We start from the raw sequence: 13,412 nt of genomic DNA on the forward strand, positions 1-13,412 counted from the left end.
CTATACTCACCACCATGAACATCGCCGACCTGCGCAAGAGCTACGAAAAAGCCGAGCTCAACGAAAACGCCTCCCATGCGGACCCGCTCCAGCAATTTGAGCAATGGCTGCAAGAAGCCATCGCGTCCGAAGTGCCCGAGCCCAACGCCATGACCTTGGCCACCGTGGCCAGCAACCTGCGCCCCAGCACGCGGGTGGTGCTGATCAAGGGCTACGACGAGCGCGGCATCGTCTGGTACACCAACTACGCCAGCCAAAAAGGCCAGGAACTGGCAGGCAACCCCTTTGCCGCGCTGCAGTTTCACTGGGTTGAACTCGAACGCGTGGTGCGCATCGAAGGCCGTGTCGAGAAAGTCAGCGACGAAGAAAGTGACGCCTACTTCCACAGCCGCCCACTCGATTCGCGCATCGGGGCTTGGGCCTCGCCGCAAAGCCAGGTGATCGAGGGGCGCACTCTGCTGGTGACCAACGCCGCCAAATATGCCGCGCAATTCATGCTCAAACCACCACGCCCACCGCACTGGGGCGGCTACCGCCTGGTGCCCGACCAGTGGCAGTTCTGGCAAGGCCGCAAAAGCCGTTTGCATGACCGGCTGCGTTACACGCAAAACGGCGATCAGTGGCTGAGGGAGCGCTTGGCGCCTTGAGACAAGTCAGGCCAATGGCTTGCAAGCCGCAGCCTCAAACGCCCGGAACCCCGCCATGAAAGTCTCGATGTCTTCAAAGTAAGGCATGGCCCCGGCTTGCATCACCGTCACCTGCCAGTTGGGGCGATGGCGCACCAGGTCCAGCGCCCGGTAATCGGTGAAGTCGCCCCGCGTGCCATGCACCACCCACACCGGCAGGCGCAGGCTCTCGTACACGTTGTGCATGTCGGCGCTGAACAAACCCCCGCTCAAAAACGACAAAGGCGCTTGCTCGGCGTTGGGCACATGGGCCGTGCGCACGGCATAGGCCCACAGCGTTTCGTCAATGTCTTTGCCGCCCCAGGTGCGTTGCAAGTAGTAACGCACCACCGAAGGCCGTGACAACTGCCGGAACAAAAACCGGCCCCAGCCTGGCCCCGGGCGACGCAAAAATTGGTCAAACCCCGCCATGAAAAAAGTACTGCCCTCGGGCTTGCGCAGCGACTTGCCGCCCCGAAAGCCGGTGGGGCTGACCAAGGTCAGGGCAGCCAACAAGTCCGGCGACTGCTGGACCACGCGGGCTACAAACTCGCACGACAGCGACACCCCCACGGCTTGCAGCGGCTGGCCGGGGTGCCGCTGTGCCACCCATTGCGCGACCTGAAGAATGGCGGCGCACATGTCAGCCACCGAATAAGCACGCGGCAGGCGATCAGACAGGCCGTAGCCCGGCAAATCCAGCGCATAGACACTGTGGTCCTGGCGCAGGGCCTCAAACAGGGGACGGATTTCGGCCGCCGAAGCCAGGGCGTTGACGCTGTGCACCAGCAACACGGGTGGCCCCAAGCCGCCCGCATAGACAGCCAGACGACCACTGGCCCCACTGAGGTGATGAAGTTCAGCTGGGAGCGCGGGGGGCAAAGGTGTGTTCATGGCCTGATGTTAGGGCATGCGCTCAGCGCGAGAGAACCCCTGGATCAAACCGGCAGCACGGCCAGCAAGGCCATGGTCAGCGAGATGCCCAGCATGGAAATGAGTGTGGACACGGCCACGGCAGCCGTCACCGTGTCTTCTTCCTTGCGGTAGCGCTGAGAGAACAAGAACACATTGGCCCCAATGGGCAAAGCCGCCGCCACAACCATGACCGACAAATGCAAGCCACGCAGGCCCAGTGCCCAGCCCACCGCCAGCATGAGCGCCGGGTGCAGCACAGTTTTCACCAGCGACGGCTTGAGGGCCGATGTGAACTGCCGCCCCACAGGCGTTTGCGACAAGGTGATGCCCACCAGCACCAAGGCGATGGGGCCAAAGGCGCTGCCCAGCAAAGCCAGGGGACGGTCTACCACGGGATGCAAGCCCCAGCCGGTTTGGGCGTAGGCCAAGCCCAGCAAAATCGGCAAAGGCACGGGGTGAATGATGGCGTTGCGCACGGCCGAAGCCACGGTGCGCCAAACCGGACGGCGCTCGCCCGACAAAGTGGCTTGCTCGTGCGCCACTTGCAACTCCAGCACCAGCGTGGCGGCACTGAGCAAAACCAGGGCATGCAGCGATATCAAGGTGAACAGCAGCACCTGACCTTCTTGGCCATAGGCCAGACCGATCAGGGGCACACCGATCATCAAGGTGTTGCTGAAAATGCCAGCCAGCGCCAGCACCGAGGCCCGGCTGTTGCCGCCATAAGCCCACAGCATGGCCACAAACAAAATGCCCGCCGCCAAAAAGTATTGCGCCACCGGCTTGAAATCGAGCTGCTCGATGTGCACGCTGCTCATGGTGCGAAACAGCAGCGCTTGTGTGAGCACCAGAAACACCAGGTTGGACAAATCGCGCACCGACTCACCCCGCACCAGCTTGGCTTTGCCCGCGACAAAGCCAATGAAAATCAGCAGCACCACCGGCAAAAGCGAAGAAAGAACGGGATGATCAAGGTTCATGGCTGGATTATCCCGGCCTGCCTTTGTCTCACTGCAGGGGAAACCACGTAGCGCCGCCACTTGGGCGACGCCACGCAGCCCATCAGAACGTGGCCTGAACCCCCAACTTGACACTGCGGCCCGGCAAAGGCGACTTGCCAAACGCGGTGCTCGTGAGGATGGAACTGGCGCTGTAGGCCAGTTGGTCGCTCAGGTTGTCCAGTCGGGCAAACCAGTTCAGCACCGTGGTGTCCAGCTTTTGGCGGTAAGACACGCTGGCATTGACCAAGGTGTAGGCAGCTGTGGCCACACTGCCGTCGGGCACGCGCTTTTGGGCCGCATGCCAGTCGGCCCCCAGCTTGGCGCTCCAGGGGCCTTGACCGTGCACCAAGGTCGCGCCCACACGCATGGGGGCGATGCGGGGCAAGGGCTCGCCCGTGCTCGTGTTGCTGGCCCGCACGGTGTCGGCACGCCAATCGAGGTCGAGTGTCGAAGCGCCCTGCCACAGGCGCTGGCGGCCGCTGGCCTCCAGGCCTCTGAATTGGGCCTTGACGCCTTGATAACGCTGCACGGGCAAGTCGTCCTCCACGTCCTGCGTGTTCATCAGGCCGATGTAGTTGGCAAACTGGCTGGCAAAGGCCGTCACATTGGCACTGTTGGGGCCGGACTTCCACTGCACACCCGCATCGAGGCTCTTGGACTTTTCCAGACCCAGGTCTTTGTTGCCGATTTCCCAGGCGTTGGTGGCCAAATGAGGGCCGTTGGCAAACAGCTCGTAATCTTTGGGCGCACGCTGCGTGAGGGCGGCATTGCCGGTCATCGACCAAGTGGGCGACAACTTGAACACCGCCCCAGCGGCCACACTGAAGGGCGTGAATTTTTTGGCCCCGATGCCCTCGTCAAAACGGTCCAGCTCGGGGTTGCCCAAGGATTCGACCCGCACCGACTCCCAGCGCGCCCCGGCCGTGACTTGGCCCCAGGCGGTGGGCCGCTCTTCGTGCACAAAAAGGGCTTGGCTGCGTGTGCGGCTGAAGGGCGCAAAGGCTTCATCGCCCACCGCAGAAAAGCGGCTCGATTCGGTCTGCACCCCCACCACGCCTTGCCACCCCGCCACCGGGCGGTGCCGCGCCTCAATGCGCAGGTCCTGGCCCTTGTTGGCAAACACGGTGCCCGCTTGCCCCCCCTCAAACTCGGTGTGCTGGTAATCGGTGTGGCTCAGCCGGGCTTTAACGCTCTCAAACCAACCCGACAATTGGCGCACTTGCCCCTCCAGCGCGTAGCGGGTGGTCTTCATGCCAATCGTCACCTCGTCTTCGGCTACCGTGCCGTAATCGCTTTGGTAGGTGTTGACCGACGCGCCCAAATAGCCGTGGTCCCAGAAGGTGCTGGCCCCGAAAGCACCACCCCGGGCGGTGCTGGCCGAGTTGCAGATGCGCCGGGCGTTGGCAGGCGAGCCGGGTTTTGTGCAATCGAGCGACACCGGCACCCGCACATCGCCGGTGCGGCGGTCAAAAGCGTCCAGGTGCAGGGCATAGCGCTCATTACCCGCCTCGACCAAACCCGCCACGCTGCGCTCGTCGTTGCCTGTGCCCGCTTGCAGCTGGGCCTTGCCCAACACGCCCGAGACCGGCGCGCGTGGGATGCGGTTGTCGATCACGTTGACCACGCCGCCCACGGCGCTGCCGCCATAAAGCAAAGCGGCCGGGCCGCGCAACACCTCAATGCGGTCGGTGGACAAAACATCGAGTGGCACCGCATGGTCGTAGCTCAGCGCCGAGGCATCGAGGCTGGAGGCGCTGTTGTTCAGCACCCGGATGCGGTCGCCATCGAGCCCGCGAATGGTGGGGCGGCTGGCGTTGGGGCCAAAGTAGGTGCTGGACACGCCGGGCAAACCATTCAAGGTTTCGCCCAACGTGCTTTGCCCGCGCTCGAGCAGGTCGGCGCGGCCCATGGTGCTGACAGGCACGGTGGTGATGTCGCGGCCCAAGGGGTTGCCGGTGATGACAATTTCACCGGGTGCACCCGGTGCGGCGTTTTGCGCCCAAGCATTTGAAAAAGACAAAGTGGCCACGCAGGCGCAAGCCAAGGCCGAAAGCTGAAAAGAATGAGTCATGACAATGTGATTTGAAAAACAGGAACAGCCCAGCGCCTTCCGCCACAGACGGAAAGCCAGCCAGACAAGATCAGGGATTCAAATCAGCGCAGGCGGCGCACGGGCTTGCGCCGGGGACCAGAGGTCTTGGTCCGGAGGAAAAGCCACCCCAAAAATGGGGGGAGCCATGGCGACCATCGGGGCCAGGCCGGGTGAGCAAGGGGCACTCAGCCGTTCGGCTTGGGACAGGTGGTCCAGCAGACGACACAGATCGGCGTCGGCCTCGTGGCCCAAAGCATCCGAAGGCCCTGCATGCCAATGTTCACCATGCACCTGCCCTGCATGCGCATGCGCCGTTTGCAACTCACCGGAGGCCGAAAGCGCATGCCGAGTCCCGCGTTCACTGACATGCTCACTGCCGTGCCCAATGTTGTGCAACTGCCCCCACAGCGGAGCCCACAGCAAGGCCGCCACCAGCAGGGTGTGCAGACAAACAGGCAGGCGTGAACGCGAAAAACTCATGACAACTCAGGTGAACAGCGGCGCATCAATGCGCGTGTTTCATGCCGCAGTATTTGCCCAGCGCCAGGCCCTTGCAGGCGGTTTGCAGCTCTTTGGTGCACTGATCCGGTTTTTTGCCGGACTCCAGGCATTTGGCTGCCGCCTCGTGCGCCTCGGCCATGGCGCGGTGACGGGCGATGTCCTGCTCGACCTCCTTCTTGCTGTGTTGGGCCACAGCACTCCAAGACAAGCTCATGGCGGCAAGAAAAAAGGCAATTTTGTTCATGGTGATGCGGGGGTGATCGGGTAAACCACATTGTGAAAGGAAAGATCGGATGGGATACCAGACGATACCCGAGGCCGACATTGTCACTCACGCACCAGACGCGCAAACGTCTTTTTGAATTTGCTCACCTTGGGCGCGGCCACGGCCATACAGTAGCCTTGGTAGGGGTTGCGTTCAAAAAAGTCTTGGTGGTAGTCCTCAGCCGCACTGTAGTTGGCCAGCGCCAGCACCTCGGTCACGATGGGCTGGCCAAAGGCGCGCGCCGCCGCAAGCTCGGCAAGCATGGCTCGCGCCTCTTCGGCTTGCTCGGGTGTAGTGAAGTAGATGCCACTGCGGTATTGGGTGCCCACATCGTTGCCCTGGCGGTTCAAGGTGGTGGGGTCGTGGATCACAAAAAAGATTTCCAGCAGTTCGCGGGTGCTGACCTGCGCCGGGTCGTATTCGAGCTTGACCACTTCGTTGTGGCCGGTGCGGCCGGTGCAGACCTGCTCATAAGTGGGCGAGACGGTTTGACCGTTGCAATAACCCGACTCCACGTCGCTCACGCCGCGCACCTTGACGTACACCGCCTCGGTGCACCAAAAGCAGCCGCCGCCCAAAACCAGGGTTTGCATCATGTGGATTCCTTGTTGAAGAGGGATTGAATTATCCGTGGGGCAGCAGCCCGCCCCGCACCGCCTGCACAAAGTCCCCCAGCGCCGTCTGGTCTCGGTCGCTGCGCCACAGGCAGCGGGTGTCATAACGGGCATCGACCTCGCGCAGCGGCACAAACACCGCGCCCGCCAGGGCCGACTGCTGCAAGGCCTGCGGCACCAGCGCCACGCCCAGGCCTTGCGAGACCAGAGACACCACGCTCAGCCAATGACGCAACTCGTGCACCACCTGCGGCATCCAGCCGGCCTGTTCGCACAGCATCACGATGCGCTCGTGGTAGTCGGGCGAAACGGTGCGGGAGACCACCACCAGGTCTTGCCCGGCCAGTTCTGCCAGCGCCACACTGGCCGCCCTCGCCAAGGGGTGGCTGGCGGGCAAACACGCCACCAAGGGCTGGCTGGCCACCAAAATCTGCTCAAAGCCCAGCGGCACCCGAGGCGTGTGCACAAAGCCCACATCCAGCCGGTCGCGCAGCAATTCAGACAACTGCTCGGACGAGCTGAGTTCGCGCAGCACCAGGCGCAAACGCGGGTGGCTGGTCTGAAAACGGCTGAGGATTTGCGGCAGGCCGCAATACAACATGGTCCCGGCAAAACCGATGTGCAGCTGGCCCGACTGGCCCTCGGCCACATCACGCGCCTCACGCGCTGCAGCACTGGCCTGCGCCAGCAAGGCTCGGGCGGCGGGCACAAAAGCCTGGCCTGCCGCCGTGAGCTGCACGCCCCGGCTGTTGCGGGTGAACAGCTGCGCCCCCACCGAGGCTTCGAGCTGCTGGATGTTCAGGCTGAGCGGCGGTTGTGAGATGGACAGGCGTTGGGCCGCGCGGCCAAAGTGCAGCTCTTCGGCCAACATCAGAAAATAGCGCAGGTGACGAAATTCCATGAATTAAAATAATGTATCAATGGATAGCCAATCGATATTAGACAACTATTCATCTCAGCCTGACAATCGGCTACAAGATTTTTCAAGGAGACATCCACCATGGCCACCACCAAAAACACCTTCAGCTGGGAAGACCCCTTCAACCTCAGCGCACAACTGACCGACGACGAGCGTCAGGTGCAAGAAGCGGCCCGCGCCTACTGCCAGGAACGCCTGCTGCCCCGGGTGAAAGACGCTTTCCTGAACGAAACCACCGACGTGGCCATCTTCCGCGAGATGGGCGAGCTGGGCCTTTTGGGGGCCACCATCCCCGAACAATACGGCGGCGCAGGCCTCAACTACGTCTGCTACGGCCTGGTGGCGCGTGAAGTCGAGCGCGTGGACTCGGGCTACCGCTCCATGATGAGCGTGCAGTCTTCTTTGGTGATGCTGCCCATCAACGACTTTGGCTCTGAAGCCCAAAAACAAAAATACCTGCCCAAGCTGGCCCGTGGCGAGTGGATCGGCTGCTTTGGCCTGACCGAACCCAACCACGGCTCCGACCCGGGCAGCATGATCACCCGTGCCAAAAAGGTGGACGGCGGCTACAGCATCAGCGGCGCCAAGATGTGGATCACCAACAGCCCGATCGCCGACGTGTTTGTGGTCTGGGCCAAGGACGACGGCGGCCAGATCCGCGGCTTCATTTTGGAAAAAGGCTGGAAAGGCCTGAGCGCCCCCGCTGTGCACGGCAAGGTGGGCTTGCGCGCGTCGATCACCGGCGAGATCGTCATGGACGAAGTCTTCTGCCCTGAAGAAAACGCTTTCCCTGAAGTGCGCGGCTTGAAAGGCCCCTTCACTTGCCTGAACAGCGCCCGCTACGGCATCGCTTGGGGCGCCTTGGGCGCTGCCGAAGACTGCTATGCCCGCGCCCGCCAGTACGTGATGGACCGCCAGCAGTTTGGCCGCCCCTTGGCCGCCAACCAACTGATCCAGAAGAAACTGGCCGACATGCTGACCGAAATCAGCCTGGGCCTGCAAGGCTGCCTGCGCCTGGGCCGCATGAAGGACGAAGGCACCGCTTCGGTGGACCTGACCTCCATCCTCAAGCGCAACAGCTGCGGCAAAGCCCTGGACATCGCCCGCATGGCACGCGACATGATGGGCGGCAACGGCATCAGCGCCGAATACGGCGTGGCCCGCCACCTGGTGAACCTGGAAGTGGTCAACACCTACGAAGGCACACACGACGTGCATGCTCTGATTTTGGGCCGCGCGATCACCGGGATTCCTGCTTTCTCGAACTGAGGCTTGGCTTTCCACCACCCCAAAGGCTGCCCATGGGCAGCCTTTTTTGTTGTCGCCCAGCGTGCGCTAGCGCCTTGACGAAGACCTGTGCAAGACGTACATTACTAACCAATCAGTCATTAAATTTTCGTGAACCCCGTCGACACCCTTCCGCCCCACAAACGCGAACGCCGCAAACAAGACCGCCCGGGCGAACTGCTCGAAGCGGCTTTGGACTTGTTCGTGGAAAAAGGCTATGCCGCCACCCGCGTCGAAGAGGTGGCTGCTCGGGCGGGCGTGTCCAAGGGCACCTTGTTTCTGTACTTTCCCAGCAAAGAAGACCTGTTCAAAGCCGTGGTGCGGGCCAGCGTTGTGGAGCCCGTCGCCCAAGGTGCCGCCGAAGTGGCGCATTTTCAGGGCACATGCGGCCAGTTGCTGGAATGGATGATGCTGCAATGGTGGCACCGCTATGGCGACACCAAGGCCTCGGGTATCTCCAAACTGGTGATGAGCGAGGCCAGTAACTTTCCCGAACTCGCACAGTTTTACCGCACCGAAGTCATCGAGCCTGGCCACGCTTTGGTGCGCAATGCCTTGCAAAAAGGCATCAGCCAAGGCGAGTTTCGTCTCGTGAATGTCGAGCTGGCCTTGCATTCGGTCATGGCCCCCCTGCTGTTTTTGGTCATGTGGAAACACTCCATGGGGCCGTGCTGCCCCAACCATGAACAGATCGACCCGGAAGCCTTCATTTCGCAACACGCCCAATTGTTGATGCGTGGCTTGGCCCTCGGTTGAGCGATCACCCCCGATTTTTGCCCCCTATTCCCATGAAAAAATCAACCCTCTGGATTCTGTCGGCTGTGGCTGTGGCCGCTCTCGTGGTGATTGGCGCTCGCTGGAACAGCCAGCGCAAGGCAGCCCCCGTCCCCACAGCCACCACAGTCGCCACGGCCATCTCCAGCATTGAGCTGGCCCGCACCGATGTGTTCACCGCCCAAACCCAAAACCTGAGCTTGGGCATTGCGGTTTCAGGTCCCCTCAAAGCCACCCAAAGCGCTGTGGTCAAGGCGCGTGTGGCCGGTGAGCTGCAAGAGCTGAACGTGCGTGAAGGCGACCGCGTGCAGGCCGGGCAAGTCATCGCCCGCATCGACCCCAGCGAATACCAGGCCCGCGTGCGCCAAGCACAGCAGCAAGCCGATGCGGCCAAAGCCCAGGTGGACATTGCCCAGCGCCAGTTTGACAACAACCAGGCGCTGGTGAACCAGGGCTTCATCTCGCAAACCGCTTTGCTCACCTCGCAGGCCAGCCTGAACGGAGCCAAGGCCACACACGCGGCGGCGCTGGCGGCGCTGGACCTGGCCAACAAGTCGCTGGCCGATGCCACGTTGCGCTCGCCCTTGACGGGCGTGGTGGCGCAGCGTCTGGCCCAGCCAGGCGAGCGCGTGGCCATTGAGGCACGGCTGGTCGAGGTCATCAACCTGTCGCAATTGGAGCTGGAAGCGGCCCTGACGGCCGAAGACGCCAGCCGCGTGCGCGTGGGCATGACCGCGCAACTGCAGGTCGAGGGCGTGGCCGAACCGGTGTCAGCCAAAGTTTTGCGCATCAACCCCAGCGCCCAGATGGGCAGCCGCAGCATCGTGGTGTACCTGGGCATCAACGGACGCGAGGGCTTGCGCCAAGGCCTGTTTGCCCAAGGCAGTTTGGGCACACAAACCATGCAAGTGCTGGCCGTGCCCGTGAGCAGCGTGCGCACCGACAAACCCCAGCCTTATGTGCAGGTGGTGCAAGACGGCCAAGTGCGCCACATCACGGTGCAGCCCGGCGTGCGCAGCGAGGGTGACCGCCAAAGCCTGGTGGCGGTGACCGGCGTGTCCGAAGGGGCGCAAGTGCTTGCGGGCAGTTTGGGGGCTGTGCGCGAAGGGGTTCAAGTCCAATTCACCGCACCCGCCAAGTCAGCGCAAACCCCTGCAGCCGCTTCGGCCTTGCCGGCCAGCGCAGCCAAATAAAAGGGTTTACAGCATGTGGTTCACCCGCGTCAGTTTGCAAAACCCGGTGTTTGCCACCATGGTCATGTTGGCCTTGGTGGTGCTGGGCATTTTTTCCTTCCAGCGCCTCAAAGTTGACCAGTTCCCCAACATCGACTTTCCGGTGGTGGTCATCAGCACCGAATACCCCGGCGCATCACCCGAGATTGTGGAGAGCGAGGTCTCCAAAAAGATCGAAGAAGGCGTCAACTCGATCGCGGGCATCAGCACCCTGACCTCGCGCAGCTTTGAAAACCAGTCGGTCGTGATCATGGAGTTTCAGCTGCAGATCGACGGCCGCAAAGCCGCCGAAGATGTGCGCGAAAAAGTCGCCTCGCTGCGCCCCCTGCTGCGCACCGAAGTCAAAGAGCCCCGGGTGCTGCGCTTTGACCCCTCCAGCCGCGCCGTGTGGTCGCTGGCCGTCATCCCCGAAGGTGACAAACTCAATGCCGTGGAATTGACCAACTGGTCCGAGCAAGTGCTTAAAAAGCGCCTGGAAAACGTGCGCGGTGTGGGCTCGGTCACCTTGGTGGGTGGCAGCAAACGCGAGATCAACCTGTATTTGCAACCGGCCCATATGGAGGCGCTGGGCGTCACGGCCGAGCAGGTGGTGGCCGCCGTTCGCAACGAAAACCAAGACTTGCCCGTGGGCGCGATCCGCTCGCTGCAGCAAGAACGCATGGTCCAAATCAGCTCGCGCATGGCGCGGCCCGAAGACTTTGGCCGCATCATCGTGGCGCGCAAAAACGGCACCCCGATTCGCCTGTCGCAAGTGACCACGGTGCAAGACGGCGCGCAAGAGCTGGAGAACCTGGCGCTGTACAACGGTCAGCGCACGCTTTTGATGTCGGTGCAAAAGTCGCAAGACGAAAACACCATTCAAGTGGTCGATGGCCTGGTCAAGGCCGTGGCCGAGTTGCAAGCCCAACTGCCACCGGGCCTGCGGCTTGAGCCCATCACCGACAACTCACGCCCTATTCGGGTGTCGGTGAACAACGTGCGCCAGACCCTGATCGAGGGGGCCATCCTCACGGTGTTGATCGTGTTTTTGTTCCTCAACTCCTGGCGCTCCACCGTCATCACAGGCCTGACGCTGCCGATCTCGCTGATCGGCACCTTCATGTTCATGCAGATGTTCGGCTTCACGATCAACATGATCACGCTGATGGCGCTGAGCCTGTGCGTGGGCCTGCTGATCGACGACGCGATTGTGGTGCGCGAGAACATCGTGCGGCATGTGCAGATGGGCAAAAGCGCCTACAAGGCCTCTTTGGAGGGCACACAAGAAATTGGCCTGGCCGTGCTGGCCACCACCTTGTCCATCGTGGCGGTGTTTTTGCCCATTGGCTTCATGGAAGGCATCATCGGCAAGTTCTTCCACGAGTTCGGCATCACCATCGTGGCGGCGGTCATGATCTCAATGTTTGTGAGCTTCACGCTCGACCCGATGCTGTCGAGCATCTGGCACGACCCGGCCATTGATGCACACGGCAAAAACCAAGCACCCGCCAACTGGTATGACAAGAGCATTGGCCGCGTGACCGGCTGGTTTGACCGTAGCACCGAGCGCCTGGCCGACGGCTACCAGAGCATCTTGCGCTGGGCGCTGGTGCACAAAAAGTCCACCGTGTTTCTGGCCCTGGCGATTTTTGTGGCCAGCGTGTTCATGACCCGCCTGCTGGGCACCGAATTTGTGCCCAAGGCCGACTTTTCTGAAACCTCGCTCAAGTTCGAAACCCCGGTGGGCACCTCGCTCGAAGCCACCGAGGCCAAAACCCGGCAGGTCGAAGCCATCCTGCGCGACTTCCCGGAAGTGCGCTACACCGTCAGCACCATCAACACCGCCAACGCGCAGGGCAAGAACAACGTCAACCTGTACATCCGTTTGGTGGACCGCAAAAACCGCAGCCGCAACGCCGACCAGATGTCCGCCGCCCTGCGCGACCGCCTCAAACAAGTGCCGGGCATCGCGGTCACGCACGCCGGTTTGCTCGACGCCATTGGCGGCAACAAGCAAGTGGAGTTCTCGCTGCAAGGCCCCGACCAAAAAGAGCTGGAACGCCTGGCGCTGCTGGCCTTGGCCAAGGTGCGGGACATTCCCGGCTTGGTTGACCTGGACTCCAGCGTCAAGCCCAACAAACCCGTGATTGGCGTGGAGGTGCTGCGCGATGCAGCATCTGACTTGGGCCTGGGCACGGCGCAACTGGCCGGCCCCCTGCGCACCCTGGTGGCCGGGCAAACCGTGGGCAACTGGCGTGCACCGGACGACCAGACCTATGACGTGAATGTGCGTCTGGCACCCGAGGCCCGCAACAGCCCCCAAGACCTTGAACGTTTGCCCTTCATGGTGACACCGGCCGCTGATGGCAGCCCACGCATCGTGCGCCTGGGCCAGGTGGCCAAGGTGAGCGAAACCACCGGCTCCAACCAAATCAACCGACGCGACATGATGCGCGAGGTGGCCATCAACGCCAACGTCTTCGGACGCTCCGCCGGGGAAGTCTCGGCCGACATCCGCAAAGCCATGGACAGCCTGAGCCTGCCGCCCGGTTACCGCTACAGCTTTGGCGGCTCGACCAAAAACATGGCCGAGTCCTTTGGTTATGCCCTGTCGGCCCTGGCCATGGCGGTGATCTTCATCTACATGATTTTGGCCAGCCAGTTCAAGAGCTTCTTGCAGCCCCTGGCCCTGATGACCGCCCTGCCGCTGACCCTGATCGGCGTGGTGCTGGCCCTGATGGCATTCCGCTCCACTTTGTCGATGTTCTCCATCATTGGCGTGATCATGCTCATGGGCCTGGTCACCAAAAACGCCATCTTGCTGGTGGACTTTGCCATCCGTGCCCGAGAGGATGGACTGGAACGCGCCGAAGCCCTGCTGCTGGCGGCCAAAGTGCGACTGCGCCCCATCTTGATGACCACCTTGGCCATGATTTTTGGCATGGTGCCGCTGGCCTTTGCGCTGAGCGAAGGTGCCGAGCAACGCGCGCCCATGGGCCAGGCGGTCATTGGCGGGGTCATCACCTCCTCGCTGTTGACGCTGGTGGTGGTGCCGGTGGTGTACTGCTACATGGACGATCTGGCGCAGTGGCTGCGCCGCAAAGCCGGCCTGAGCCCGAGCCGTCAGGGCCAGGTCACGAGCGCCCCTTAAAATCATGGCTTATTTGA

12 protein-coding genes are annotated in these 13,412 nt (G+C 62.3%); 5 read left to right on the forward strand and 7 right to left on the reverse strand.

The window, feature by feature from the left end:
- Window positions 1–14 precede the first annotated feature (14 nt).
- Window positions 15–647 carry a pyridoxamine 5'-phosphate oxidase gene (gene pdxH / locus AMM41_RS05940; RefSeq protein ID WP_089954432.1) on the forward strand — a complete coding sequence of 211 codons (633 nt, stop codon included), beginning with the start codon at window positions 15–17 and terminating at the stop codon, window positions 645–647.
- Between the two features lie 6 nt (window positions 648–653).
- On the opposite strand, the gene AMM41_RS05945 is transcribed toward pdxH, so the two are convergent.
- From AMM41_RS05945 to AMM41_RS05975, 7 genes are all read right to left on the reverse strand, one after another.
- Window positions 654–1,559 carry an alpha/beta fold hydrolase gene (locus AMM41_RS05945; protein ID WP_089954436.1) on the reverse strand — a complete coding sequence of 302 codons (906 nt, stop codon included), beginning with the start codon at window positions 1,557–1,559 and terminating at the stop codon, window positions 654–656.
- 44 nt (window positions 1,560–1,603) lie between these two features.
- Window positions 1,604–2,560 (reverse strand): AEC family transporter, encoded by a 957-nt coding sequence (locus AMM41_RS05950; RefSeq protein WP_089954441.1) that lies wholly within the window; start codon window positions 2,558–2,560, stop codon window positions 1,604–1,606.
- Window positions 2,561–2,642: 82 nt separating this feature from the next.
- Entirely contained in the window at window positions 2,643–4,652 is a 2,010-nt protein-coding gene (locus AMM41_RS05955; protein WP_089954445.1) for a TonB-dependent receptor, read from the reverse strand.
- A 78-nt stretch (window positions 4,653–4,730) separates the two neighbouring features.
- Window positions 4,731–5,153: a DUF2946 family protein gene (locus AMM41_RS05960; RefSeq protein ID WP_089954449.1), complete on the reverse strand. Its 423-nt coding sequence runs from the start codon at window positions 5,151–5,153 to the stop codon at window positions 4,731–4,733.
- A 25-nt stretch (window positions 5,154–5,178) separates the two neighbouring features.
- A complete protein-coding gene (locus AMM41_RS05965; RefSeq protein ID WP_089954454.1) occupies window positions 5,179–5,418 on the reverse strand; it encodes a hypothetical protein in 240 nt (79 codons plus the stop codon).
- A gap of 83 nt (window positions 5,419–5,501) precedes the next feature.
- On the reverse strand, window positions 5,502–6,035 hold the full coding sequence (gene msrA / locus AMM41_RS05970) for a peptide-methionine (S)-S-oxide reductase MsrA (protein WP_089954459.1): 534 nt from the start codon (window positions 6,033–6,035) through the stop codon (window positions 5,502–5,504).
- 28 nt (window positions 6,036–6,063) lie between these two features.
- Window positions 6,064–6,954 carry a LysR family transcriptional regulator gene (locus tag AMM41_RS05975; protein ID WP_089954462.1) on the reverse strand — a complete coding sequence of 297 codons (891 nt, stop codon included), beginning with the start codon at window positions 6,952–6,954 and terminating at the stop codon, window positions 6,064–6,066.
- Window positions 6,955–7,053: 99 nt separating this feature from the next.
- On the opposite strand from AMM41_RS05975, the gene AMM41_RS05980 reads away from it, so the two are divergent.
- The 4 genes from AMM41_RS05980 (at window position 7,054) to AMM41_RS05995 (ending at window position 13,395) form a co-directional block, all read left to right on the forward strand.
- Window positions 7,054–8,241, forward strand: a complete 1,188-nt coding sequence (locus tag AMM41_RS05980; protein WP_062403789.1) for an acyl-CoA dehydrogenase — start codon at window positions 7,054–7,056, stop codon at window positions 8,239–8,241.
- 129 nt (window positions 8,242–8,370) lie between these two features.
- Entirely contained in the window at window positions 8,371–9,015 is a 645-nt protein-coding gene (locus AMM41_RS05985) for a TetR/AcrR family transcriptional regulator (protein ID WP_194944626.1), read from the forward strand.
- A gap of 32 nt (window positions 9,016–9,047) precedes the next feature.
- Window positions 9,048–10,226, forward strand: coding sequence for an efflux RND transporter periplasmic adaptor subunit (locus tag AMM41_RS05990; RefSeq protein ID WP_089954475.1), 1,179 nt, complete (start codon window positions 9,048–9,050; stop codon window positions 10,224–10,226).
- Between the two features lie 13 nt (window positions 10,227–10,239).
- Complete coding sequence (locus AMM41_RS05995) at window positions 10,240–13,395, forward strand: efflux RND transporter permease subunit (RefSeq protein WP_089954478.1); 3,156 nt, start codon at window positions 10,240–10,242, stop codon at window positions 13,393–13,395.
- Window positions 13,396–13,412: the final 17 nt, after the last annotated feature.

Source organism: Limnohabitans sp. 2KL-3 (assembly GCF_001269405.1).
GTDB lineage: Bacteria > Pseudomonadota > Gammaproteobacteria > Burkholderiales > Burkholderiaceae_C > Limnohabitans_A.

Bases quoted from the DNA above. Each gene is read 5' to 3' on its own strand.
- AMM41_RS05990 (WP_089954475.1), top strand. From the start codon at position 9,048: ATGAAAAAATCAACCCTCTGGATTCTGTCGGCTGTGGCTGTGGCCGCT.
- AMM41_RS05975 (WP_089954462.1), bottom strand. From the start codon at position 6,954: ATGGAATTTCGTCACCTGCGCTATTTTCTGATGTTGGCCGAAGAGCTG.
- AMM41_RS05955 (WP_089954445.1), bottom strand. From the start codon at position 4,652: ATGACTCATTCTTTTCAGCTTTCGGCCTTGGCTTGCGCCTGCGTGGCC.
- pdxH (WP_089954432.1), top strand. From the start codon at position 15: ATGAACATCGCCGACCTGCGCAAGAGCTACGAAAAAGCCGAGCTCAAC.
- AMM41_RS05965 (WP_089954454.1), bottom strand. From the start codon at position 5,418: ATGAACAAAATTGCCTTTTTTCTTGCCGCCATGAGCTTGTCTTGGAGT.
- AMM41_RS05960 (WP_089954449.1), bottom strand. From the start codon at position 5,153: ATGAGTTTTTCGCGTTCACGCCTGCCTGTTTGTCTGCACACCCTGCTG.
- AMM41_RS05945 (WP_089954436.1), bottom strand. From the start codon at position 1,559: ATGAACACACCTTTGCCCCCCGCGCTCCCAGCTGAACTTCATCACCTC.
- AMM41_RS05980 (WP_062403789.1), top strand. From the start codon at position 7,054: ATGGCCACCACCAAAAACACCTTCAGCTGGGAAGACCCCTTCAACCTC.
- AMM41_RS05950 (WP_089954441.1), bottom strand. From the start codon at position 2,560: ATGAACCTTGATCATCCCGTTCTTTCTTCGCTTTTGCCGGTGGTGCTG.
- AMM41_RS05995 (WP_089954478.1), top strand. From the start codon at position 10,240: ATGTGGTTCACCCGCGTCAGTTTGCAAAACCCGGTGTTTGCCACCATG.
- msrA (WP_089954459.1), bottom strand. From the start codon at position 6,035: ATGATGCAAACCCTGGTTTTGGGCGGCGGCTGCTTTTGGTGCACCGAG.